At 61.8% G+C, this 22845-nt stretch carries 19 protein-coding genes; 10 read left to right on the top strand and 9 right to left on the bottom strand.

Annotated elements, in window-relative coordinates:
* Positions 1-12: 12 nt before the first annotated feature.
* From AB4Z20_RS22435 to AB4Z20_RS22415, 5 genes are all read right to left on the bottom strand, one after another.
* A complete protein-coding gene (locus tag AB4Z20_RS22435) occupies positions 13-1269 on the bottom strand; it encodes an MFS transporter (protein ID WP_442090626.1) in 1257 nt (418 codons plus the stop codon).
* Positions 1270-1281: 12 nt separating this feature from the next.
* A complete protein-coding gene (locus AB4Z20_RS22430) occupies positions 1282-2214 on the bottom strand; it encodes a SphA family protein (protein WP_442090625.1) in 933 nt (310 codons plus the stop codon).
* 70 nt (positions 2215-2284) lie between these two features.
* Positions 2285-3277, bottom strand: a complete 993-nt coding sequence (locus tag AB4Z20_RS22425; protein ID WP_442090624.1) for a helix-turn-helix domain-containing protein — start codon at positions 3275-3277, stop codon at positions 2285-2287.
* Between the two features lie 111 nt (positions 3278-3388).
* The gene (locus tag AB4Z20_RS22420) at positions 3389-4405 is read right to left on the bottom strand and encodes an ABC transporter substrate-binding protein (RefSeq protein ID WP_442090623.1); all 1017 of its coding nucleotides are present in this window, start codon (positions 4403-4405) and stop codon (positions 3389-3391) included.
* 192 nt (positions 4406-4597) lie between these two features.
* Positions 4598-5620, bottom strand: a complete 1023-nt coding sequence (locus AB4Z20_RS22415) for a LysR family transcriptional regulator (RefSeq protein ID WP_301300420.1) — start codon at positions 5618-5620, stop codon at positions 4598-4600.
* A gap of 351 nt (positions 5621-5971) precedes the next feature.
* Here AB4Z20_RS22415 and AB4Z20_RS22410 point away from each other — a divergent pair, with 351 nt between their 5' ends.
* Positions 5972-6346 carry a response regulator transcription factor gene (locus AB4Z20_RS22410; RefSeq protein WP_253474531.1) on the top strand — a complete coding sequence of 125 codons (375 nt, stop codon included), beginning with the start codon at positions 5972-5974 and terminating at the stop codon, positions 6344-6346.
* Between the two features lie 246 nt (positions 6347-6592).
* Positions 6593-7795 carry an NAD(P)/FAD-dependent oxidoreductase gene (locus tag AB4Z20_RS22405; protein WP_258691128.1) on the top strand — a complete coding sequence of 401 codons (1203 nt, stop codon included), beginning with the start codon at positions 6593-6595 and terminating at the stop codon, positions 7793-7795.
* Positions 7796-8018: 223 nt separating this feature from the next.
* Here the strand turns inward: AB4Z20_RS22405 and AB4Z20_RS22400 are convergent, their stop codons facing one another.
* Positions 8019-8636 (bottom strand): hypothetical protein, encoded by a 618-nt coding sequence (locus AB4Z20_RS22400; RefSeq protein WP_018613374.1) that lies wholly within the window; start codon positions 8634-8636, stop codon positions 8019-8021.
* Between the two features lie 134 nt (positions 8637-8770).
* Positions 8771-9685 (bottom strand): LysR family transcriptional regulator, encoded by a 915-nt coding sequence (locus AB4Z20_RS22395; RefSeq protein WP_442090622.1) that lies wholly within the window; start codon positions 9683-9685, stop codon positions 8771-8773.
* Between the two features lie 121 nt (positions 9686-9806).
* On the opposite strand from AB4Z20_RS22395, the gene AB4Z20_RS22390 reads away from it, so the two are divergent.
* Complete coding sequence (locus AB4Z20_RS22390; RefSeq protein ID WP_442090621.1) at positions 9807-10646, top strand: pirin family protein; 840 nt, start codon at positions 9807-9809, stop codon at positions 10644-10646.
* Positions 10647-10697: 51 nt separating this feature from the next.
* Complete coding sequence (locus AB4Z20_RS22385; RefSeq protein ID WP_442090620.1) at positions 10698-11792, top strand: alkene reductase; 1095 nt, start codon at positions 10698-10700, stop codon at positions 11790-11792.
* A gap of 197 nt (positions 11793-11989) precedes the next feature.
* On the opposite strand, the gene AB4Z20_RS22380 is transcribed toward AB4Z20_RS22385, so the two are convergent.
* On the bottom strand, positions 11990-13051 hold the full coding sequence (locus tag AB4Z20_RS22380; RefSeq protein ID WP_442090619.1) for a LacI family DNA-binding transcriptional regulator: 1062 nt from the start codon (positions 13049-13051) through the stop codon (positions 11990-11992).
* A 127-nt stretch (positions 13052-13178) separates the two neighbouring features.
* Here AB4Z20_RS22380 and AB4Z20_RS22375 point away from each other — a divergent pair, with 127 nt between their 5' ends.
* The 3 genes from AB4Z20_RS22375 to AB4Z20_RS22365 all read left to right on the top strand — a co-directional run bounded on the left by AB4Z20_RS22375 (position 13179) and on the right by AB4Z20_RS22365 (position 16406).
* Entirely contained in the window at positions 13179-14099 is a 921-nt protein-coding gene (locus tag AB4Z20_RS22375) for a TIM barrel protein (RefSeq protein ID WP_442090618.1), read from the top strand.
* Positions 14100-14117: 18 nt separating this feature from the next.
* Positions 14118-15287: a Gfo/Idh/MocA family protein gene (locus tag AB4Z20_RS22370; protein WP_442090617.1), complete on the top strand. Its 1170-nt coding sequence runs from the start codon at positions 14118-14120 to the stop codon at positions 15285-15287.
* A gap of 216 nt (positions 15288-15503) precedes the next feature.
* Positions 15504-16406 (top strand): sugar phosphate isomerase/epimerase family protein, encoded by a 903-nt coding sequence (locus tag AB4Z20_RS22365; protein ID WP_253474509.1) that lies wholly within the window; start codon positions 15504-15506, stop codon positions 16404-16406.
* A gap of 9 nt (positions 16407-16415) precedes the next feature.
* Here AB4Z20_RS22365 and AB4Z20_RS22360 read toward each other — a convergent pair whose 3' ends face one another.
* Positions 16416-16874, bottom strand: coding sequence for a metallophosphoesterase family protein (locus AB4Z20_RS22360; protein WP_442090616.1), 459 nt, complete (start codon positions 16872-16874; stop codon positions 16416-16418).
* Between the two features lie 127 nt (positions 16875-17001).
* On the opposite strand from AB4Z20_RS22360, the gene AB4Z20_RS22355 reads away from it, so the two are divergent.
* From AB4Z20_RS22355 to AB4Z20_RS22345, 3 genes are all read left to right on the top strand, one after another.
* On the top strand, positions 17002-18570 hold the full coding sequence (locus AB4Z20_RS22355; RefSeq protein WP_320390453.1) for a sensor domain-containing diguanylate cyclase: 1569 nt from the start codon (positions 17002-17004) through the stop codon (positions 18568-18570).
* Between the two features lie 118 nt (positions 18571-18688).
* Positions 18689-20689 (top strand): peptidase U32 family protein, encoded by a 2001-nt coding sequence (locus AB4Z20_RS22350; RefSeq protein WP_442090615.1) that lies wholly within the window; start codon positions 18689-18691, stop codon positions 20687-20689.
* A gap of 376 nt (positions 20690-21065) precedes the next feature.
* Positions 21066-22805 (top strand): dipeptidase, encoded by a 1740-nt coding sequence (locus AB4Z20_RS22345; protein ID WP_442090614.1) that lies wholly within the window; start codon positions 21066-21068, stop codon positions 22803-22805.
* Positions 22806-22845 lie beyond the last annotated feature (40 nt).

Here is a 22845-nt window from a genome sequence, read left to right as displayed (position 1 = left end):
AGGTTCCTTATGTCATGACGATTGATGTGATCCGAGAGTGCTCGCCTGCCCCTGGCCCCGTGCTCGCAGGCCGGCCACGACCCAGAGCAGCGCCAAGGCAAGACTGGCCAGGGACAGCCACTGGATGGCGTGACGCAGGTCGCCGGCGAAGACAACCACCGAGGCCACCACCAGCGGACTGACGAACTGACCGATGTACAGGCACGAGGTAAACCCGCCCAAGCCTCGGCCCCGGGTGCTGGCGGTCAGCGCATTCATCACTGGCGCCATCACGTTGGGTACCAGCAGGCCGGCCCCCAGGCCCTGGATGAATACCGCCACGAGCACTTCGTTGTAGCTTTGCCCGCGCATCAGCAGCCACAGCCCCAGGCCCATCAGGCCTAGCAACAGTGCGTTGCAACCAGCGATGCCGAAGCGGCGGCGCAGCAACGGCCACATCAGCGAACCGCCCAGGGTCGCCAACAGGCTCAACCCCGCGGCCAGGCCGATCATCGTGCTGGAGGTGATCCCCAGGCTGACCAACAGCATCGGCGCCTGGATCGGCATGACGAACGTCAGGACCATGCCGCCCAGGATCATCAGGTAGCCAACCATCAGTTGCAGCACGGCGACCTTGGCCGGACCCGGTGCATCGATGCTCTGCTCGACCCTCTGCAGCTTCGCCACTGGCGGCTCCCAGAGCACTTTCATCATGGCCGGCACCAGCAGCAATGGCAGCAAATACAGGAGGAACGGCGTGCGCCACGAGTGCTCGCCGAGCACCCCGCCCACCACGAAAAACAGCGCCCCCACCAGGCCAATGGTCACCACCTGCCGATTGACGTAGCGCAACCGCTCCTCGCCCTGCCAATAGTCCGCGATCAAGGTTGCGCAGCAGGTCATCACCGCCGCCTCCGTACAACCGAACAACAGCCGCGCACCGACAATCGAAGGCAGGCTATCGAGAAGCGCCGGCAACGCGCCGAGCAAGGCGTAGAGCACCGTGGCAATCACCAGCAAGGCCTTGCGCCCAACCCGGTCGGCCAACCAGCCAGCCAACGGTGCGCACACGGCAATCGCCAAAGCCGGGCCGGTAATCGCCAACGGCACCAGCAGATCGGCGCGCGGCTCCAGGGGGCCGAATTCGGCGCCCAACCTGGGCAGGATGGGCGTGACCATCACCGCCCCCATGATCGTCAGGCTGCTGCCCAGCATCAGCACCAGCCCTTCACGCCAACTGGCCTGGCGGGACGGGGTGGCCGCGGTTGAAACGGAACGTGATTGGTTCATGGCGAGCCCCTTTTAGAAACTTTGAGAAATACGCAGCGCCGCGGTGTAGCCCTCGGCGCGGTTTCGCGCATCGAGCTCCTTGTAGACATGCAGCCACACCGGGGGGATGCCGGGCTTGAAGTAGCTCACTGCCGGCCCGACCGCCAACACCCGGGCGCGATTGCCCGCTTCCAGGCCCGGCGCATCGTCATCGGTGAATTGCCGGTAGTAATAGCCGCCCACACCCACGGTCCACGGGCCAACGTGTTGACCCACGGCGAATTCGTGGCGGTACTCGACGCCATTCTTGTAGTCGGTGGCGTGGTTGCGGGTGTTGATGTCGGCTTCGAAACTGGAAGACACCTCGAAGCCGCTGTCGGAGATGTAGGTGGCGTTAAGGATCGGCGAGAAGGTCCAGTGGTTGAGACCCGGCGAGATCAAGCGATCCTTGTCGTAATCGCCTGTGGGGGCCTGGATCTGGAACTGCGCGTTGACGAACAAATTCGGCGACAGGGTCCATTGCAAGATCACCGGCAGCACCTGCATATCGGCCATGCGAAACGGATCGGCCGCAAGGTCCAACGGACCGACAGGCGTCTGCACTTGTAGCGAAGCGTCCATCTGGAAGAACGGCACGACGGCGCCGAAACCGTACTTGGCGCCCAGCACGGTGTAATCGGTCATGCGCATGTAGGCGACGCCGATGGACAAGACATCCAGGGAGAAATTGTTGTCCACGGACTTGCCGTGACGATCTTTCTGCACGTTGGCCGAATAGAAGGCGGTGCGCAGGCCGACGGTGCCAAAGGGCGTGGCCGGCGGCATCATGCCCGCGCCGAAATCGTAGACCCCGACCGCCGTGGTCGGCGCGCCGTTTTCGGTGCCCTGGGCAGCGCCACAGACAGCGATCAATCCCAGGGTTAGCCCAGTACAGCGCAAGACGTTGGTTTTATTCTTCTGATTCATCGAATGCCCCTCCCGACCATGTGGTGTAGGGGTCATCCTAGGGAGCCGGCCAGTCAGCCGTTATCCGTTTTCAGCACAGATGCGTGCGACGCAGGGTTTGTGAAGGTGTCTCGCCGAACAGCACTCGATAGTCGCTGGAAAACCGGCTCAAATGCCAGAAGCCCCAGCGTGCTGCCACCTCCTGTACACCCTGGGCATGGCCGCCGCTGCGCAGTTCACGACGCACGGCATTGAGGCGCAACGCCCGCAAATAGGCCACGGGGTTGATGCCCAGCGTCTCCTGGAAGCAATACTGCAGTTTTCGCCGGCTGGCACCGATGTGGTTGCACAGGTCGAGGATCGACAGCGGCTCATCGACATGGGTCAAGGCATATTTCCGGGCGCGGTCGACCATGCGCTTGCGCGCCGTGGGGTTGAGCGGCGGCGCCTCATCCGGTGCCACCAGTTCCAGTATGTGCAGCATCACCGTGTCACGCAGGCCACGGCGGATCGACTCGTAACCCAGTAACGAGTCACGCCCCTGCTCGCCACCTTCAAGCTCATCGAACAACGCCGCCAGCTCGGCGGGCAGCGTCGAGTTGCCGAGACGGTAACACTTGGGAAGATCGGTAATTCGAAAGCGACTGCCCTGTCGTTCCAGCACATGCTCCAACGCCTGTTCGTCGATGGCGACACTGAGCAGGTCGAGATGCTGGGGTGTGCGCAGTTCGGGCAGGTTCTGGCCACGGGCGACCAACAGGCTGGGCTCGATAATCGGGTGCCCCGAGCAAAAGACCGGCCCATCGGCACTCAGTGGCACGCTGAAGGTGATGGCACCCTCCCAGGCCATGCCTTGCTTGGTCAGTGCCTGATTAGAGCGGTCGCGCACCAGTTGCATCCAGTCCGAGCGGAACTCGACCAACTCGCCTTCGAAACGCCCGGGGGTCAACTGGTCATAGCAAACCTGCCAGCCGCCCATGTTGCGGGCGTGCTCGTCGATGTCCGCGGTACGGAACCGATTGATCGGCAGCGTCGGCAACAGGTCCGACGAGATCGCTGGCTGCGCTATGTTGGAGTTGTTCATTGACCCGACCTTTGATGATTCCAGGGCATACGGGTCAAAGCTCAGGCAAGTTCCATTCCGCCCCGTGGGCCGGTCGGGCAATTGTGCCGAAAACGGATAATCGCTCAGGACTCAACTGCCGGCGTCGGCATGGGCCTCTTCAAAGAAATAGTCCTTCCAGCTGTCGGCCTGGTTTTTCAGCACGCCCAGTTCGTGCAGTTTCTTGGCATAGATGTAGGTGCGTTGCGGGACGACGGTGAAGTCGATTTCGGAGTCAGTGACGATTTTTTCCACCAGCGCCAGCGGCAACTTGGACTGTTCTACGCGGATGTAGGTCTGGGCAGCGGCCGGCTTGTCGGCCTTGATGATGCCTTGCGCCTCCATCAGGGCGTCGTAGAACGCCTTGTAGGTCTTGGGATTTTCGTCGTGGAATTTTTCCGTGGTGTAGAGCACGTTGAACGTCGCCGGCCCGCCCAGCACATCATAGGAGCTGAGCACCTTGTGTACGTTGGGGCTTTGCAGTGCCTGGTACTGGAACGGTGGGCTGGAGAAGTGCGAATTGATTTCCGACTGACCGGCGATCAGCGCCGCAGTCGCATCAGGGTGCGGGAGGCTGACCGAGATATCATCGAACTTCTTGAAGTGCTCGTTCCCGAACACCTTGGCGGTTTCGATCTGCAGCGTGCGTGACTGGAACCCGACGCCCGCCGCCGGGACAGCGATCCGGTCCTTGTCGGTGAAGTCCTTGAGGCTCTTCACGTTCGGGTTATTGGTCAACAGATAGTTGGGCATCGACCCCAGCGAGGCGATGGCCTTGACGTTCTGCTTGCCGCGGGTCCGATCCCAGATCGTCAGCATCGGCGGAACGCCGGCCGAGACCACATCCAGGGCACCGGTCAGCAAGGCTTCGTTCATCGCCGTTGCGCCGGAAATGCTGTTCCAGTCCACCTTGATATCGAGGCCCTGGGCCTTGCCGTGTTTCTCGATCAACTGCTGGTCACGCACCACGTCGAGGATCAGGTAGCCGATACCGAATTGCTGGGCGATGCTGATCTTGCCCTCTGCCTGGGCCGTGGGACCGAGCAATGCCGCTGCCGCCAGGGAGACGAACCACACCGTGAGTGCAGAACGCTTGAAAGCCATAGCCATGGAAACCTCACAGGAAATGAAAGAAACCGAGGGGGCTGACTTTAAAGCTATAAAAAAATTAATTTAAATACTGGTATGGAATATCAATAGCACTTAAATATTCAGTGCACTCCAACGCCTCCGACAAGTACCGAATCGCTAATCGGCTCCCTAACCGCACACGCTGATCGTGCGCGGCGCGCCGAACATCCGTCAGGCGCTGATCGATGGTGTCGATCTGTTGGACTGGCTGCGTGTGGCCGCCGTCAAGGCCTGGCGCACCGCATCGGTGTGCAGCGGAGCCTTCCTGGGCTCTATCTGCGAGTCGGCATGCTCGGCGACGAACGTGCTGCAACGGTCGCGCAACCAGCGTTCCCCCGGGTCATTGTGCGAGGCGCCGCGCCAGACCATGGACAGCTCGTGCTCGGGCAAGCATATCGGCGCCGGCTCGGCCCGCAAACCTGTCCCCACCGCCATCGCCCGCGCCACGTAATCCGGCACGATGGCGATCATGTCGCTCCGGGCCAGCAACACAGGCAAGGCGCTGAACTGAGGCACCGTCAGCACCACCCGGCGTTGCCGGTTCATCAGGCATAAGGCGCGGTCCGAGTCATCAATGACATTGCCCATGGATGAGACCACCGCATGGGGTCGGCGGCAGAATTCGTCCAAGGTCAGTTCGCCAGGCTGCGCATCGGCCCGCAACAACATCGGTCGAATCGAACGCAGGGCCTTGCGTCGGGCATTGGCCGGCAGCTCCAAGGTGTGGCTGATCCCCAGTGAAATATCCCCGCAGGCCAGCAACTGGGACATCTGCCATTGATCGACCCGACGCACCACCAAGGTCGTGCCCGGTGCCTCGACTCGCAGGCGCCGCAACAGATCGGGCAACAACGCGTATTCGACGTCGTCGCAGAGCCCGATATGAAAGGTCGCCTCGCTGGTGCCCGGGTCGAACGCCTGACAACGACTCAAGGCCGCGGCGATGCCGTCCAGCGCCGGAGAGAGATTGGAAAAGATCTCCTGTGCCCGGGACGTCGGCTCCATCAACCGGCCTGCACGAATAAACAACGGGTCATCGAACATCAACCGCAAGCGCGCCAGGGCACTGCTGATCGTTGGCTGACCGAGAAAAAGCTTTTCGCTCACGCGAGTGACATTTCGCTCGTGCATCATGGTTTCGAAGACAACCAGCAGATTGATGTCAGCACGACGCAGGTCATTTCTGTTCATCATGATAGCCGTCCCAGGCGCCAGGCCATTGAATCAGGAGAGGACAGGATCATCGCTTGAGCCCTCGTCAAGGCGCAGCAGCGATGGGATGGTTGAAAGGCTATTCCCGTGACAGGCCGATGTCTGTCGTACGTAGGGACACCCAACTCATGCCTTAGGCAGGTTCACTGATACTTCGGTATGCAGGACGATCCTGCACAATCGTGTGCGGCCTGAACTACCAGCGGGTTCAGGGAGTTCGCCGTCATCAGTAAAAATTCATACCCAGGTATACTTGGCGGAGTTATTGGACAGCGTATCTTGCAGTAATAGCGGCGCCTGTACGGCAACCTGCTATCACCACCAGGTATCGAAATGTCCCACACTGCGATTATTTCAATTATTGATGATGATGAATCGGTTCGAGTTGCATTGGATGGTTTGTTACGCTCCCACGGCCATCGCGTTAAAACTTATGCCAGTGCCATCGACTTTCTGGCTTCACCCGGATTTGAAAACACAGCCTGCCTGATATCGGATATCCAGATGCCGGGAATGACCGGCCTCCAGATGTACGATGAACTGTCTGCCCGGGGCATTCATATCCCAGCCATTTTTATCACCGGCCACCCCAGCGCGCCGCCAAGAACAAGGGCGTACGCGGTGGAGCCAGTGGCGTTTTTTCCAAAGCCGTTCAACTGTGCAGAACTGATCGCTTGTCTCGAATCAGTCCTCAATCGTCCGACGTGATGCCGCAATGCCGATCACCTGGCCTTAATACCTTCGTATAGATCCGTCATACCCAGACATATCACCACTGACCTTACGTAGAAGTGTCGGATGTTGCGCCGGCGCATACGATCTTCTACAGCGAACCAAAGTTGAAGGTGCTTGATGCTCAATCATTGAGCCAGACACTTTTGGGTACTTCGCGCCACGGTCACGCTGAACAGTTCAATTCATTCAACGTATCGATTTAGTCTTCGGGAGCAAATCATGAAACAGCAAATTCTGGTTATTGGTGCTGGCTTCGGCGGAGTATGGAGCGCATTGAGCGCGGCCCGCCTGCTGGACCAGCATGATCGAAATGACGTGCAGATTACTGTCCTGGCGCCCCAGGCGGAATTGCGCATCCGGCCTCGTTTCTATGAGCCGGACGTCCACACCATGCTGGCTCCGCTGGACGGACTGTTCGATGCAGTGGGCGTGAAGTTCGTACAGGGCTCGGCGAGCAGTATCGACGTCGAGGGTAAACAGGTCGGCTACGTGGACGTGTTCGGCACCCAGGGCAGCCTGGGTTACGACCGATTGGTACTGGCGGCAGGCAGCAAACTGTTTCGCCCCGATCTCAAAGGCATGCTCGAACATGCCTTCGACGTCGATGAAATCGAACAGGCAACGCGCCTCGAAGCCCACATCAAGTCCCTCAAGAACCTGCCGGACAGCCCTGCCCGCAACACCGTGGTGGTGGCCGGCGGCGGCTTCACCGGCATCGAAACCGCCACCGAAATGCCAACTCGCCTGCGGGCAGCCCTGGGTGAGGACGCGAACATCCGGGTCATCGTGGTGGATCGCGCGCCGCAGATCGGCGCATCGTTGGGCGACGGCATTCGCCCCTCCGTGATCGAAGCGTCCGATCACCTGGGCATCGAGTGGATCCTCAATGCTTCAGTCGATTCGGTGGATGCCGGCGGTGTCACCCTGTCGAACGGCCAGCGTATCGAGTCCAATACCGTGATCTGGACCGTGGGTTTCCGTGCCCACCCACTGACCCAGCAAGTGCCAGGCACCCGCGATCAGCAGGGTCGCCTGCACGTCGACGGCCATCTGAAAGTGTTGGGGCAAAACGACATATTCGCCACCGGTGACGTGGCCTATGCCGCCACCGACACACTGGGCAATTACGCGGCGATGTCTTGCCAGCACGCCATATCCCTGGGTCGCTACGCCGGCAACAACGTCGCGGCCGACCTGCTGGGTGTGGCGCCGATGCCCTACAGCCAACCCAAGTACGTGACCTGCCTGGACCTGGGCGCCTGGGGTGCGGTGTATACCGAAGGTTGGGATCGCCAACTCAAGCTGGTCGGGCAGGAAGCCAAGGATCTCAAGACCCAGATCAACAGCGTGTGGATCTACCCGCCCGCTGCTGACCGCACCGCGGCCCTGGCGGCGGCTGACCCGTTGATTCCGGTGGCCTGACCCTTACTGCCTAACCCGGCCAGTCTCTCCTTTCTGCGCCGGTCTTTCCCAGACGCCTGCCAATGATTCTTCGGCGGGCGTTTTTTTGATGAAAAACCAGCACCAAACCGATGGGAGCGAGGCTACTGGTGATAGCTGTGTGTCAATCAACATTGATGTTGGTTGATCCGCCGTCATCGCGAGCAGGCTCACTCCCACCTGTTTCTCTAATCGCTGCGTCTGTTCACCAGGTATTGATCTGCGCGAGCTTGGTCGCCAGGGGCAGGCCGTTCCAAGTGTCCTTGGCTGCGCACCCGACCGGGTTGTGTGCCCACCGATACCAGACATGAAGGTTCTGGGCCCCGGCGATCAGCCCCGCAAAAGGATTGAGCAGTCCGCCGCCTCCGGCGCCTTGCAGCCATGGCAAGCAGTATTGGCAGGGATGCAGTTGAACATACATCACCCAATCCCCGGCATTTGGCGCGACAAGGCCATAGGGCACCAAGCCATTGCCGCCCGCCACCACCAAGGCGTTACGCTCCGCATGACCGGAAAACCCGACCGCAGGCGCGCCGGGCACAACAGCGAAGGCGCCAACGATTGAAAAGCGTGAATTTCCAAATACCACGCCATAAGGCAGGGCCGCCCCGCCCGCGACCGCATTCCCCAAGGGAAAACCTGCGCCCGGATTGGACACCGTTGCCAATGCGGCCCAACAGGAGCCGTGGGCAATGCCAGCTCCCGGCAGGGCCTGGGTATGGGCATGCGTCGCGCATTGCCGGGCGAGTTCCAACGCTTCGAGATAACCTGGGTTCATGACGCCGCCCATGGCCACGGTGAACTGATGCAAAACAACCGGCATAAGATTATCCCTGTCTTGATCGGGTTGACATGGGGCCACAGCTGAACTCGTCCAGAGTTTCAAGGGCGCCTCAGAACACGCAGGTGAGACTAGCCGCGGGGATGAAAAATGCAAAATGGAGCACCCAGGCTTGTCTACATCATCCGCGCCGGAAACGCCTTGAGCTCAAGCTTCTCCATCACCAACCCGATGAATGCCGAAACCGCCAGCGGCAACTGCCGCCGGCTCGGATAGAGCACATTCAGGCCGAAGCCGATGCGCTGGTATTGCGGAAGCACCCGCACCAGCCTTCCGGCTTCCAGGTCGAGGCTGCTCAGCGCCCCCGGCAACACGGCGATGCCCAGGCCGGCGACGGTCGCCCTGCGCAGTGCCTGGGCGGTGTTGGCGTGGAATCGGCTGGCGATCTGCACCTGTTCCTCGATGCCGTCCGGGCCAACGAATCGCCAATGGGTCATGCCGCCGGGATGAGCGAAACTCACGCCGTCGTGGTGAACCAGGTCCTGCAACGAAAGCGGTGCGCCGCGCGCGGCAATGTACGCGGGGCTGGCAACCATGCCGTCACCGTCGTTCTTGAGCAGTTGGCGACCGACATACCCCGAGTCCTGCAAGGGACCGCCGCGAAAGGCCACGTCAATGCGGTCGGCAATCAGATCGACCCGGGCATCGCTGAGCACGAAATCAAGCTGCACTCGCGGATGCGCGGCTAAAAAGTCGGCCACCCACTCCATCGGGAAGAAATCGAAAAAGTCCGCCATCGCCGCGATGCGCACCAGGCCGCTGGGCTCCTCGCTGCCCATCATCAGTTCCTGTCCGGCATCCATCAGGCCGTCCACCGCATCCACGCAGCGGTCATAAAACCCCTGGCCCGCATGGGTCAGCGTGAGTTTGCGGGTCGAGCGCTGCAGAAGTCGCGATTCAAGCTGCGCCTCCAACTGCTGGACCCGTCGGCTGACGGTGTTGGAAGGCATGCCCAAGCGCCTGGCGGCTTCGGCGAAGCTGCCGCTGCGGACCACCTGGACGAACAGCGCAACATCGTTGAGATCGAGCATGGCGCGCACATTCCTTCGTTTTGTGGATGAGTTCAATCCGATTGTATCGACTAATCAATCTATTGGCAGGCACTTATCCTTCTCGCATCGAGGCCCAGCGCCCAAGACTTGGAGGCACCCCATGAACAGCATCGTCGCAGCACCGCCCCGCGCCATCGTCCACCGCACCTCCGGCAGCAGCCATGGGCCGATCACCCGGCTCATGAGTCCCGGTGACCTGGGCCAGCTCTGCAAGCCATTCGTGTTTCTCGATCACTTCGCCTTCAACGCCGATGCCATGCAAAGAGGCTTCGGCATGCACCCTCATTCCGGGATCGCCACGCTGACCTACATGATCGAAGGCCAGGTGATCTACGAAGACACCACGGGGCAGTCAGGCACGCTGCCCAGCGGCGGCATGGAGTGGATGCAAGCCGGTAACGGCGTATGGCACACCGCCCGACCGGTTGCGGGTTCGCCGATCCAAGGCTTCCAGCTCTGGGTTGCACTGCCGGCGGCAGAAGAAAATGCCCCGGCCCGCAGCGTCTACCTGGCCCCCTCCGAGATCCCCCGTGAAGGTCCGGCGCTGGTGTTGCTCGGCCAATACGGCGCAGCCCGCAGCAATGTTGCGGCGCCAGCAGGCATGAACTACCTCGCCGTGCAGTTGCAGGACAACGAGCACTGGCGCTACACGCCGCCGGCCGGGCACACCGTCGCCTGGCTGGCGGTCAACAGCGGCGGCCTGGATGCCGGCGGCCACGTCAATGCCGCAGAGATGGTGGTATTCGAAGCGTCCGGCGAGGCCATCGACATCGTTGCCCGGGGCGCGACCTCCTTCGTGCTCGGTTCGGCGGTCAAGCATCCCCATGACCTGGTGATGGGCTACTACTCGGTGCACACCAGCGAGGCCGCCCTGGAAAAAGGCGAGAAAGAAATCCAGCGCATCGGCGCCCTTTTGCAACAAGAGGGTCGGTTGGCCTGACCGCCCCTCGACTCAATCCCTAATTCATACCCGATCCCTTAGAGGTGAATCATGACTGACATCGGTCTCGATCTTCTGTTGTCCCGCACTCAAGTCGGCAAGCTGTCCCTGAAAAACCGCATGATCATGGCACCGATGACCCGTAGCCGCGCGGGCGCTGGCGATGCAGCGACGCCCCTGATGGCCGAGTACTACAGCCAACGGGCCAGCGCCGGCCTGATCATCAGCGAAGGCTCCCAGGTGTCGGCCCAGGGCAAGGGCTACCTGAGAACGCCAGGGATCTTTACCCCTGAGCAGATCACCGGCTGGAGACAGGTGACCGACGCGGTCCACGCCGAGGGCGGGCAGATCTTCTTGCAGCTCTGGCATGTAGGCCGTCTTTCCCATCCGTTGGTGCAGGTCAACGGCGCCCAACCCGTAGCCCCCTCGGCAATCAAGGCCGATGGCGAGATCTACACCCCTGAAGGCCTCAAGCCCTATGAACTGCCACGGGCCCTGGAGCTCGATGAAATCCCCGGCGTGGTCGCCGACTTCCGCCAGGCCGCGACCAACGCGAAGCTGGCCGGCTTTGACGGTGTGGAGATTCATGGCGCCAACGGCTACTTGATCGACCAGTTCCTGCGTGACGGCACCAACCAACGGACCGATGCCTACGGCGGCTCGATCGAGAACCGTGCACGTTTGCTCAAGGAAGTGGTCGAGTCGGTGATCGAAGTCTTCGGCGCCAGCCGTGTCGGCGTTCGCCTGTCGCCGATCTTCAGCTACTTCTCGATGAGCGACAGCAACCCGCAAGCAACATTCGACTACACGGCCAGGATGCTCAGCCGCTATGGCCTGGCTTACCTGCACATCGTGGAATTGGGCGAAGGCCCGTTCGACTTCCTGGAACTCAAGCGTCGCTTCGGCGGAACGTACATTGCCAATGGCGGCTACAGCGCCGAACGGGCCGCCACTGCCATCAGCCGTGGAGAAACTGACCTGGTGGCATTCGGCACGCCGTTTTTGGCAAACCCGGATTTGGTGGAGCGTTTCAAACAAGGCCAGGCGCTGAACACCCCTGATGCATCGACGTTCTACCAGGGTGACGAGCGTGGTTATACGGACTATCCGACCTTGGCCGGCGCTCAAGCAGGCCAAGAAGCTTAATGTTCAAGACCTGTGGGAGCGAGCCTGCTCGCGATAGCGGTGTATCAGTCACCGGCCATACCGACTGACCCGGCGCCATCGCGAGCAGGCTCGCTCCCACATTTGATTCTGGTCCTCCCGGATCTTCCAGTTGGCGCAAGCCCCTTGTGGGAGCGAGCTTGCTCGCGATAGCGATGGCTCAGACTGCAATCAAACAGTCAGGTGCTTTCCGGCACATCGATCTGAAGCGGCACCACCCGCCTCGGTGCCAGGCCTGGTGGCGTGGCTGTCGCGGCTTCGACCAACGTATCGACGGCCTGCCCAGCCAACGCCGCGACAGGATGCGACAGCACCGCCTGGACCAGGCCCGTCTTCAACGCCTCGCGTGTCAACGGCGTCAGGTCGTGGCACACCACCACCGGCAAGCGAATCCGCTGTTCCTGGAGGCTGCGCAAGGCCCGCAATACGCCGGCGATGCCACCACCGGCCACATAAAGCCCCACCAGGTCAGGCTCTGCGATGAGCAAGTCCAGCGTGTTGCCATACGCGAACTCATCGTCCTCCAGCGTCAGGCGCGACGCGAGCAGCTCCCATTCGCTGGAGTGCTCGGCCAGATAACTGCGAAAGCTCAGTTCACACAATTCCTGGCACTGGAAACGCTGGCTGCTGAGCATGACGGCCGCCGCCCCGGGGCGACTCGCCAGACGACTGATGAACCAGCCTGCCGTGCGGCCCGTGAGTCGATTGTCCAACCCGACATACCCCGTGCCGCTGGCGCTGGCGCTGGACAGCTCCGACAGCAGCGCTACCACCGAAACTCCTGTCTCGCGCAATTGCGCAACCGCCTCCCGGACCCGGGGATGATCCACCGCCACCACGCCCAGCCCGTCCACTTGATCGCGCAGGGCCAGGATGCGTTGCGCCACGATGACCGGATCGAGGTCGTCCAAGTAGCCAATGACCACGCGAATCCGTGCTCGCGTGCAGGTCGCGGCAGCGTTCGACAACGCGTGGGCAAGCCCTTGGTAAAAAGGCACGCCGCTTTTCTGCAACAGGAAGCCAAGCCGCAAGGTCGGGCGGTCGTTGAGCACCCGCTGTTCGATAACGCCCTTGGCATGGAACCCCAACCGCGCGGCCGCCGCGGCAATGCGTTGGGCGGTGTCGGCGCGCACGTCGGCGCGCAGGTTCAACACCCGGTCGACGGTAGACAAGCTGACCCCGGCTTCCCGGGCGACATCGGCCATGGTGGGGCGAAGCATTCGCCGTGGTTTTTCTGACATGTCTTGACACCTCTTCCGACCATGATGAGGGGTTTTGACAGATTAAGCCATTGCCCCATGGCCCCCTCCCCGGCGACGCAATAGCATCAGGCCCAGCCCATAACAATAAACACAGCCGGAGTACCTCATGGCGATCCACATCTGCACAGCGCCCTGCTGTTGGGGCGTCGACGACGTCAAGAACCCGTTCCTGCCACCGTGGCGCCGGGTGCTTGGCGAAGCGGCCAAGGCTGGCTATCGCGGCATCGAGCTGGGGCCTTATGGTTACCTGCCGCTGGACGGAACCCTTGTTCAGGCCTTGTCTGAACACGATCTCCAGATCGTCGCCGGGACGATTTTCGACGACTTGGTCAACACCGCCAACCTGCCTGAATTGCTGCGCCAGACTCACGACATCTGCGCCCTGCTCAAACAACTGCCGCCCATGGCGCAGCAATCCGGCCAGCGCCATGCCGGGCCTTATCTGGTGATCATCGACTGGGGCCACGAGGCGCGCGACTACGCAGCCGGTCACTCGGACCGCGCCCCGCGCCTGGACGATGCACGCTGGAACACAATGATGGCGCACATCCGCGCCATCGCCGACATCGCCTGGCATCAATACGGCATCCGCGCCGTCATCCATCCCCACGCCGGTGGCTACATCGAGTTCGCCGACGAGTTGGCGCGCCTGGTGGACGACATTCCCGATGAAGTCGCCGGGCTGTGCCTGGACACCGGGCATCTCTATTACGCGGGCATGGACCCGGTCGCGTCGCTGCGCACCTACGCCCATCGCCTGGACTACCTGCACTTCAAGGACATCGACCCGGTGGTGTTCGACCAGGTGCTGAACGAACACATTCGCTTCTTCGCCGCCTGCGCCCGGGGCGTGATGTGCCCCATCGGGCGCGGCGTCATCGATTACCCGGCGCTGCACAGCCTGGTGCATGAACTGGGTTATGTGGGCTGCATCACCGTCGAACAGGAGCGTGACCCGCGCAACGCCGGGAGTAGCCTCGACGACGTGGCCGCCAGCCGCACCTACCTGGCCCGCAGCGGTTTCTGATCACACAAGGACAACGTCATGATCAACGGCAGCAAAACAATCACGCGGCCCATCCGTTGGGCCATGGTCGGTGGCGGCGAGCACAGCCAGATCGGCTACATCCACCGCTCGGCCGCCCTGCGCGACCGGAATTTCGAGTTGGTCGCCGCGGCGCTGGATATCGACCCTGCACGCGGCCAAGCCTTTGGTGAGCAACTGGGTATCGAGCCCCAGCGCTGCTATTCGGACTACCTCAGCCTGTTCGAGCTGGAAGCACAACGTCCCGACGGGATTGAAGCGGTGTCGATCGCCACGCCCAACGGCACCCACTACGCCATCACCCGGGCCGCCCTGGAAGCCGGGCTGCATGTGGTCTGCGAAAAGCCGCTGTGCTTTACCCTCGAACAGGCCGAGGCCCTGCGCAGCCTGGCGCACGCCAAGGGGCGCATCGTTGGCTTGACCTACGGCTACGCCGGGCACCAGTTGATCGAACAGGCCCGGGCGATGATCGCGGCGCAGGAATTGGGCGAGATCCGCATGGTGCACATGCAGTTTGCCCATGGTTTTCACAGTGCGCCGGTGGAGGCCCGGAACCAGGCAACGCAATGGCGCGTCGATCCGCGCCAGGCCGGGCCCAGCTACGTGCTGGGGGATGTCGGCACGCACCCGTTGTATTTGTCCAAGGTGATGCTGCCCGATCTCCAGATCAAACGCTTGATGTGCAGCCGACAGAGCTTCGTCGCCAGCCGCGCCCCGCTGGAAGACAACGCCTACACCTTGATGGAATACGAAGGCGGCGCCATGGGCATGGTCTGGTCCAGCGCTGTGAATGCCGGTTCCATGCACGGGCAGAAAATCCGCGTGATCGGCTCCCGGGCCAGCCTTGAATGGTGGGACGAGCGGCCCAACCAGCTGAGCTTCGAGATCCAGGGCCAGCCGGCGCAGACCCTGGAACGCGGCATGGGCTACCTGCACGCCGACGCGCTGGAGGACGACCGCATCGGTGGCGGCCATCCCGAAGGGCTGTTCGAAGCCTGGTCCAATCTCTATCGCCGCTTCGCCCAGGCCATGGATGCGGCGAACCGTGGCGACAGCGAGGCGCTGGCCGCCCTGCGCTACCCCGACATCGACGCCGGCGTGGAAGGCGTGCGCTGGGTCGAACGCTGTGTGGAATCAGCCAACCAGGATTCAAGTTGGGTCGCCTATTGACCCGACGCCAGTCAGTCAAAATAACCCTGTGGCGAGGGAGCTTGCTCCCGCTGGACCTGTAGGAGCTGGCGAAGCCTGCGATCTTTTGATCTTTCGCTTGAGACTCAAGTGTCTGGGGAAGGATCGCAGCCTCGTTTCACTCGACAGCTCCTACACGCAGTCCAGCGGGAGCAATCTCTGGCCACGGTAATAAGCGTTGCTTAACGGAGAACAACAATGAAAATCGCCCTCGACCCCTACATGCATCGCCACCTGAGCCTGCCGGACCTGTGCCGCAAGACCGCCGAGCTCGGTTTCGAATACCTCGAACTGTCGCCACGGGAAGATTTCCTGCCCTGGTGGGTCCGCCCTCGCGCCCACAAGGAACGCATCGCCGAGTTCAAGAAAGCCCTGTGCGACCACGATCTGCAACTGGCCTCGCTACTGCCGATGTATCGCTGGGCCAGCCCCCACGAAGACGAACGCCGGGCAGCGGTGAACTACTGGAAGGAGGCCATCCAGATCGCCGTGGAAATGGGTTGCACGACGATGAACTCGGAGTTTGGCCGTGGGCCGTCGCCTGATCGCGGGCATAAAGTCAGCTGCTGCGGGGGCGTGCACAGCCATGAGTCGAGCGAAGCGGCCTGGTGGCGTTCAATGGAGGAACTGGTGCCGATCCTGGAAAGCGAGGGGGTCACGCTGAACGTCGAACCTCACCCCGAAGACTGGTGCGAAACCCTGAATCCGGCCCTCGACATGCTCAAGACCCTCGGCTCGGACAACGTCAAGTTCCTCTATTGCACGCCGCACACCTTCTATTTCGGCGATGACATGAAAGCCATGATCGCCGAGGCCGGGTCGATGATCGCCCATGTCCACATCGCCGACACCTACAACCACAAGGCCTCGTCCGGCCTGCGCTACATCGTCAACCCGCCCGGCGCCAAGGTCACCGTCCACCAGCACATGGACATGCACCAGGGCGAGATCGACTGGGACCTGTTCTTCAGTGAACTGGCCAAGACCGGCTTCGACGGCATCGTCACCGCCTGCGTGTTCGGCTGGGAAGAACGGGCGGATGAATCCGGGCGCTTCATGCGCAAGGAAATCCAGTCCTACGTCGACAAATACTTCAAGTAAGCGTCTCCATCACTCCAGCAACCGGACCAGCAGCGGCTCGATCGCGCCAGCACTCACCTCGACCAACGCCAGCGTCACCGGCAGCGTGAACCGCCGCCGGCCGGCGCTGCCAGGGTTCAGGTACAGCCGGTCGCCACGCCATTCGATGCCCGGCTTGTGGGAATGGCCGCTGATCACCCACTTCACGCCCGGGTCGAGCGAGTCCTGTACATCGGCGATGTCATGAACCAGCAAGACCTGCCATCCACACAGGTCGAATTGCAGGCGGTCAGCGAGCGGCCCAGCCCAATCGGCCCCCAGGTCGTTATTGCCGCGCACCACGTACAATGGCGCAATCGACGCCAATTGATCCAGAATCCCGGGGCTGCCGATGTCACCGGCATGGATGATCCGCTCACACCCTTGCAATGCTGTCAGCGCTTGCGGGCGGAGCAGACCGTGGGTGTCGGAAATGACGCCAACTTTCATGAAATCTTTCTCCCCAATCGTGTGTCGCCGGCTGTACCTGCCTCGTCGTAGCGAGCTAACGTGCTGAAATCGAATAAGATAGGCTGCGCATCAATAATGCGCAGACCCGTCGTAAAAGGAAATATTGATGCTCGGACGCAAACGGCCAGAGCCAAAGATCGAAAACACTGATGAGCACTTCTCTCCCCAGAGCGCACGGGCTGGAGCGGCATTGCGCCTGACCGTGAGTTTCATGGTGGCGGTCATCATCGCGTTTCTGGCCGTCGAAGGCTGGCGCACCTGGCGGGATTATCGCGCGGCCTTTTCGTCCGCCCAGGATTCGGTGACGAACCTGGCACGGGCGACGGCCCAGCACGCCGAAGATACCATCCGACAAGTGGATGTGGTCACCGCCGCCCTCAGTGAACGGGTGGAGGGCGATGGCCTGCAGAACATGGACGTTGCGCGCATCCATAGGCTATTGGTGCAACAGGCCGCCATCATGCCGCAACTGCACGGGTTGTTTATCTATGGCCCGGACGGCCAATGGCTGGTGACGGACAAGGAAGTCATCCCGGAAACGGCGAACAACGCCGACCGCGACTACTTCCAATATCACCGTACCCACGAGGACCGGGGCGTGCGCATCGGCGAAGTGATCAAGAGCCGGTCCACCAACGACCTGATCATTCCGGTGTCCCGTCGCTTGAACAATCCCGACGGCTCGTTCGCCGGTGTGTTGCTCGGAACGGTCAAGGTCAGCTATTTCGTCGACTACTACGGCGACTTCAAGATCGACGACAAGGGGGCGCTGGTCCTGGCCACACGCAGCGGGACCATTCTGGTACGGCGCCCCTTCGTCGAATCTGTGATCGGCAAGAGCCTGATCAACAGCGTGATCTTCAAGAACTACCTGCCCACGTCGAACGAGGGCATCGCGGAAGCCAGGGCCGTGGTCGACGATACCGAGCGCCTGTATGGCTATCGGGCCTTGACCACCTATCCATTGGTGGTGGAAGCCGGGTTGTCGCGCGAGTCCATCATCGCCCCCTGGCGCCGCGACCTGTTCAAGACCAGCTTCGTGCTGATTTTCCTGATCGTGATCCTCGTAGGCTTCGGGCTCATCGTGCTGAGCCAGTTGCGCTACCGGATGACCATGGAGAAACAGATTCGCACTGCGCACCAGGCCATGCGCGACATGGCGCTGACCGACAGCCTGACCGGGCTGGGCAACCGCAGGCGGCTGGACATCGCCCTGGCCGACGAGATACGCCTGGCCAAGCGCCAGGGTTCTTCCCTGGCGTTGATCATGCTCGATGTCGATTACTTCAAGCGCTTCAACGACAGATACGGCCATGCTGCCGGGGACGATTGCCTGCGCACGATTGCCGGTACCATTGGGCAAACGATCAAGCGGCCTGGTGACCTGGCGGTCCGGTATGGCGGTGAAGAGTTCACCGTGTTGCTGCCCAACACCGACAGCGCTGGTGCCGCCAAGGTCACGCAGCAAATCCTCGAAGCCGTCAGGGCCTTGAACATTGAACATGGCGACCATCCCTTGGGCATCGTGACCATCAGCGCAGGTGTCACCACCTGCCAGCCGAGCGGAGAGGACATAGCCCCGGCCATGCTGATCAGGGCCGCCGATGCCTTCTTGTACCTGGCCAAGAACACCGGGCGCAACCGTTGGTGCAGCGCCGACTCGACACCTGGGTGAACCCCGTGGGACCGCCGCGCATCGGTCAAGGTCGGGCAAACCCAAGTCCACAGGTGCCTGCAAGGCGCCTGGCGGCTACAATGCTCGCTTCGACCGTGACCAGCCTGACTAAAAACAAATGTCCTTGCCCAAACATCATCTGGAATTGCTCAGCCCCGCCCGCGACGTAACCATCGCCCGCGAGGCCATCCTGCATGGCGCCGACGCCGTGTACATCGGTGGCCCGAGTTTCGGCGCGCGTCACAACGCCTGCAACGAAGTGGGTGATATTGCCCGGCTGGTGGAGTTCGCCCATCGCTACCACGCGCGCGTGTTCACGACCATCAACACCATCCTGCACGACAACGAGCTGGAGCCAGCCCGCCAACTGATCCACCAGTTGTACGATGCCGGCGTCGATGCGCTGATCGTCCAGGACCTGGGGGTGATGGAGCTGGATATTCCACCCATCGAGCTGCACGCCAGCACCCAGACCGACATCCGTACCCTGGCCCGAGCAAAGTTCCTCGACCAGGCCGGTTTCTCGCAACTGGTCTTGGCCCGTGAGCTGAACCTGCAGGAAATCCGCGCCATCGCCGATGAGACCGACGCGGCCATCGAATTCTTCATCCACGGCGCGCTGTGCGTGGCGTTTTCCGGCCAGTGCAACATCTCCCACGCCCAGAATGGCCGCAGCGCCAACCGTGGCGACTGTTCCCAGGCCTGTCGCCTGCCCTACACCCTCAAGGACGACCAGGGCCGGGTGGTTGCCTACGAAAAACACCTGCTGTCGATGAAAGACAACAACCAGAGCGCCAACATCCGCGCCCTGGTCGAAGCCGGCGTGCGTTCATTCAAGATCGAAGGCCGCTACAAGGACATGGGTTATGTGAAGAACATCACCGCCTATTACCGCCAGCGCCTGGACGATGTCCTCGAAGACCGCCCGGACCTGGCCCGCGCGTCCAGCGGCCGCACCGCACACTTCTTCGTCCCCGACCCGGACAAGACCTTCCACCGTGGCAGCACCGACTATTTCGTCAGCGACCGCAAGATCGACATTGGCGCCTTCGATTCGCCGACCTTTACCGGCGTGCCGGTGGGCGTGGTGGAAAAAGTCGGCAAGCGCGACCTGCAAGTGGTGACCTTCGATCCGCTGTCCAACGGCGACGGCCTCAATGTGCTGGTCAAGCGCGAAGTCGTCGGTTTCCGCGCCAACATCGCCGAGCCCAAGGGTGAGTTCGAAGAGGACGGCCAGAAGCGTTATCGCTACCGTGTCGAACCCAACGAAATGCCGGCCGGCATGTACCAGTTGCGCCCCAACCACCCGTTGAGCCGCAACCTGGACCACAACTGGCAGCAAGCGTTGCTCAAGACCTCCTCCGAACGCCGCGTCGGCCTGGCCTGGGTTGCACGCCTGCGTGAAGCGCGCCTGGAACTGACCGCCACCAGCGAGGAAGGCATCAGCGCCAGCGTCGCCCTGGATGGGCCGTTCGGCGTGGCCAACAAGCCGGAACAGGCCCTGGAGCAGTTGCACGACCTGCTCGGCCAACTGGGCACCACCGAATACCACGCCACCGCGATCGAGCTGGATGCGCCCCAGGCGTTCTTCATCCCCAACTCGCAGCTCAAGGCCTTGCGCCGCGAAGCCATCGAGGCCCTGACCGCCGCCCGCATCGAAGCCCACCCACGCGGTGGCCGCAAGGCCGAGACCAACCCGCCGCCGGTGTACCCGGAATCGCACCTGTCGTTCCTGGCCAACGTCTACAACCAGAAGGCCCGGGACTTCTATCATCGTCACGGCGTCAAGCTGATCGACGCGGCGTTCGAGGCCCACGAGGAAACGGGTGAAGTGCCGGTGATGATCACCAAGCACTGCCTGCGCTTCTCGTTCAACCTCTGCCCCAAGCAGGCCAAGGGCGTCACCGGCGTGCGCACCAAGGTGGCACCGATGCAGCTGATCCACGGTGATGAAGTGCTGACGCTGAAGTTCGACTGCAAACCCTGCGAAATGCATGTGATCGGCAAGATCAAGGGGCACATCCTGGACCTGCCGTTGCCCGGCAGCACAGCGCAGCCCGTGGTCGGCCACATCAGCCCTGAAGACCTGCTCAAGACGATCCCCCGCGCGCCGCATTGAGCAATGCGCACCTGAGGGAGCGAGCTTGCTCGCGATAGCGGTAGGCCTGCCTGCATTGATGTTGAATGTATCGCCGCCTTCGCGAGCAAGCTCGCTCCCACAGTGGGTTGCGGGTGTTCACGGCACTTGGGCCCGCCACTGATCCCCTGAGGGAGCGAGCTTGCTCGCGATAGCGGTGGGCCTGCTTGCATTGATGTTGAATATCAGGTGGTTGATGGCCCTGCGCCATTTTTCATTTCTGCGCCGTTTTTGCTTCGCTGTGCGACAGATTTTCCTACAGGACTCCCCCACCACTTCCTCGCGGTGTTAGGTTGCAAGCGTTTGTGTCATCAAATCAGACACTTCCCTCCTACCGCCTGCAAAGGAATGCCCAGCAATGGACTTCTCGCTCAAACACCTGGCCGTGACCACCCTGCTGTTGTCCAGCCTCGCTTCGATCACCACACCAGCATTCGCCAACATCACCGCCCAACAGGGCGCAGCCATCGTCAAAACCTTCTCCAACACCTCAGTCACCGATTTCAGGCAGTTCCTGGCCGACGTGGCCAAGAGCGACCTGGGCAAAACCGCCAACCTCGGCCCGGCCATCAGCGCGTTCCAAGGCAACAAAACCCTTTCAGCTGAACAGCAGAATGAAATCCATCGCCTGCTGGGCCTCTATGCCCGAGTGAAATACGGCCAGGCGGCCACCCAGACGCTGAAGGAACTGGTCGCCATCCCGACTTTTCGCAAGGACGGCGTCGCCCAGCACGAGAACCCGGAATTCCTCAAGATAGCCGACAAGATCAAAAGCCTGGCCGAGGCGTTCAACCTCAACTTCCGCAATGTCGACAACCGCGTCTACGAGATTTCCCTCGAAGGCAGCGGCGACGAAGTCGTCGGCATTCACGCCCATGCCGACGTGGTGCCGGTAACGCCGGAAAACTGGGTGTTGAAAGATGGCACCCGCCTCGACCCGTTCAAGGTCACCCTGGTGGGCGACCGCATGTATGGCCGCGGTACCGAGGACGACAAGAACGGCATCGTGGTCGCGCTCTATGCCATGAAAATCATCAAGGAAGAGAAACTGCCGCTGGCGCGCAACTTCAAGCTGCTGGTCGACACCACCGAGGAAACCACTGGCGACGCCATCCCCTATTATTTCGAACGCAACCCGACGCCCAACTACAACCTGGCGCTGGATGGCGGCTACCCCGTAGTGATTGCCGAGAAAGGCTATGGCACCGTCATGGCGAACTTCGCCCGGCGCGCTGCACAGGGCAAGGGGGCAGAAATGACCGCGCTGACGGGCGGCCTGGCGACCAATCAGATTCCGTCGACGTCCGTTGCCACCTTCGCCAGCGACAAGCCCGCCGAACTGGCCGCCAGCCTGCTCAAGGCCGGCAACGACTATGCCAAGCGCAATGGCGGTAACTTCGAGGTGGCCAGCCAGGTCGTCGGCAAGGACGTCCAACTGACCTTCACTGGCGTGTCCGCCCACTCCTCCGAACCCGAGTCAGGCGTCAACCCGGTGGCAAGGATGCTGGACTTCATCAACAGCCTGGACGGCAAGGTCGCGCTCAAACGCAACCACATCACCGACGCCGCCCGCTATGCCGCCGACAACTGGGGCCTGGACTATCTGGGCAGCAAACTGGGAATTGGTTTTTCCGATGCTTTCATGGGCCCGCTGACCGCGTCCCTGACCTACGTCGGCATGGATGAGAAAACCTTCAAGTTGGCGGTCAACCTGCGGGTGCCAGTGGGCAAGAGCACAGAAGCCCTCAAGACTGAAATCGCCGACAAACTGGCCGCCTGGAGCAAGAAGTCCCACGTTGCGGTGGCCTTCGACTATTCCATTGACGAGCCGATGTACCGCAACCCTGAGGGCGAATGGGTCAAGGCACTGTTGGCCGTGGCAAGTGAAAACCTGGGCATGGAACACAAGTACGGCACCTCTGCCGGCGCCACGTCGGTTCATGACTTGCCCAATGGCGTGCAGTTCGGCCTGGCCATGCCCGACGTCAAGTACACCGGTCACAATGACAACGAGTTCAAGACGGTCGAGCAGTTCCTGTTGGACTTGCAGATCGTGACCGAGATGATGGGGCGGATCGGGCAGTTGCCGAAGCTCTAAGGCGCGTGTGATCCATTGTGGCGAGGGAGCTTGCTCCCGC

Origin of the sequence: Pseudomonas sp. KB_12 (genome assembly GCF_052114545.1) — a bacterium.
GTDB classification, from domain to species: Bacteria; Pseudomonadota; Gammaproteobacteria; order Pseudomonadales; family Pseudomonadaceae; genus Aquipseudomonas; species Aquipseudomonas brassicacearum.
This window is presented reverse-complemented; position numbering and strand designations above follow the sequence as displayed.

What these genes read in the sequence shown, in the direction of transcription:
- AB4Z20_RS22435 (WP_442090626.1), bottom strand. Translation starts at nt 1,269, where the DNA reads ATGAACCAATCACGTTCCGTTTCAACCGCGGCCACCCCGTCCCGCCAG.
- AB4Z20_RS22430 (WP_442090625.1), bottom strand. Translation starts at nt 2,214, where the DNA reads ATGAATCAGAAGAATAAAACCAACGTCTTGCGCTGTACTGGGCTAACC.
- AB4Z20_RS22425 (WP_442090624.1), bottom strand. Translation starts at nt 3,277, where the DNA reads ATGAACAACTCCAACATAGCGCAGCCAGCGATCTCGTCGGACCTGTTG.
- AB4Z20_RS22420 (WP_442090623.1), bottom strand. Translation starts at nt 4,405, where the DNA reads ATGGCTATGGCTTTCAAGCGTTCTGCACTCACGGTGTGGTTCGTCTCC.
- AB4Z20_RS22415 (WP_301300420.1), bottom strand. Translation starts at nt 5,620, where the DNA reads ATGATGAACAGAAATGACCTGCGTCGTGCTGACATCAATCTGCTGGTT.
- AB4Z20_RS22410 (WP_253474531.1), top strand. Translation starts at nt 5,972, where the DNA reads ATGTCCCACACTGCGATTATTTCAATTATTGATGATGATGAATCGGTT.
- AB4Z20_RS22405 (WP_258691128.1), top strand. Translation starts at nt 6,593, where the DNA reads ATGAAACAGCAAATTCTGGTTATTGGTGCTGGCTTCGGCGGAGTATGG.
- AB4Z20_RS22400 (WP_018613374.1), bottom strand. Translation starts at nt 8,636, where the DNA reads ATGCCGGTTGTTTTGCATCAGTTCACCGTGGCCATGGGCGGCGTCATG.
- AB4Z20_RS22395 (WP_442090622.1), bottom strand. Translation starts at nt 9,685, where the DNA reads ATGCTCGATCTCAACGATGTTGCGCTGTTCGTCCAGGTGGTCCGCAGC.
- AB4Z20_RS22390 (WP_442090621.1), top strand. Translation starts at nt 9,807, where the DNA reads ATGAACAGCATCGTCGCAGCACCGCCCCGCGCCATCGTCCACCGCACC.
- AB4Z20_RS22385 (WP_442090620.1), top strand. Translation starts at nt 10,698, where the DNA reads ATGACTGACATCGGTCTCGATCTTCTGTTGTCCCGCACTCAAGTCGGC.
- AB4Z20_RS22380 (WP_442090619.1), bottom strand. Translation starts at nt 13,051, where the DNA reads ATGTCAGAAAAACCACGGCGAATGCTTCGCCCCACCATGGCCGATGTC.
- AB4Z20_RS22375 (WP_442090618.1), top strand. Translation starts at nt 13,179, where the DNA reads ATGGCGATCCACATCTGCACAGCGCCCTGCTGTTGGGGCGTCGACGAC.
- AB4Z20_RS22370 (WP_442090617.1), top strand. Translation starts at nt 14,118, where the DNA reads ATGATCAACGGCAGCAAAACAATCACGCGGCCCATCCGTTGGGCCATG.
- AB4Z20_RS22365 (WP_253474509.1), top strand. Translation starts at nt 15,504, where the DNA reads ATGAAAATCGCCCTCGACCCCTACATGCATCGCCACCTGAGCCTGCCG.
- AB4Z20_RS22360 (WP_442090616.1), bottom strand. Translation starts at nt 16,874, where the DNA reads ATGAAAGTTGGCGTCATTTCCGACACCCACGGTCTGCTCCGCCCGCAA.
- AB4Z20_RS22355 (WP_320390453.1), top strand. Translation starts at nt 17,002, where the DNA reads ATGCTCGGACGCAAACGGCCAGAGCCAAAGATCGAAAACACTGATGAG.
- AB4Z20_RS22350 (WP_442090615.1), top strand. Translation starts at nt 18,689, where the DNA reads ATGTCCTTGCCCAAACATCATCTGGAATTGCTCAGCCCCGCCCGCGAC.
- AB4Z20_RS22345 (WP_442090614.1), top strand. Translation starts at nt 21,066, where the DNA reads ATGGACTTCTCGCTCAAACACCTGGCCGTGACCACCCTGCTGTTGTCC.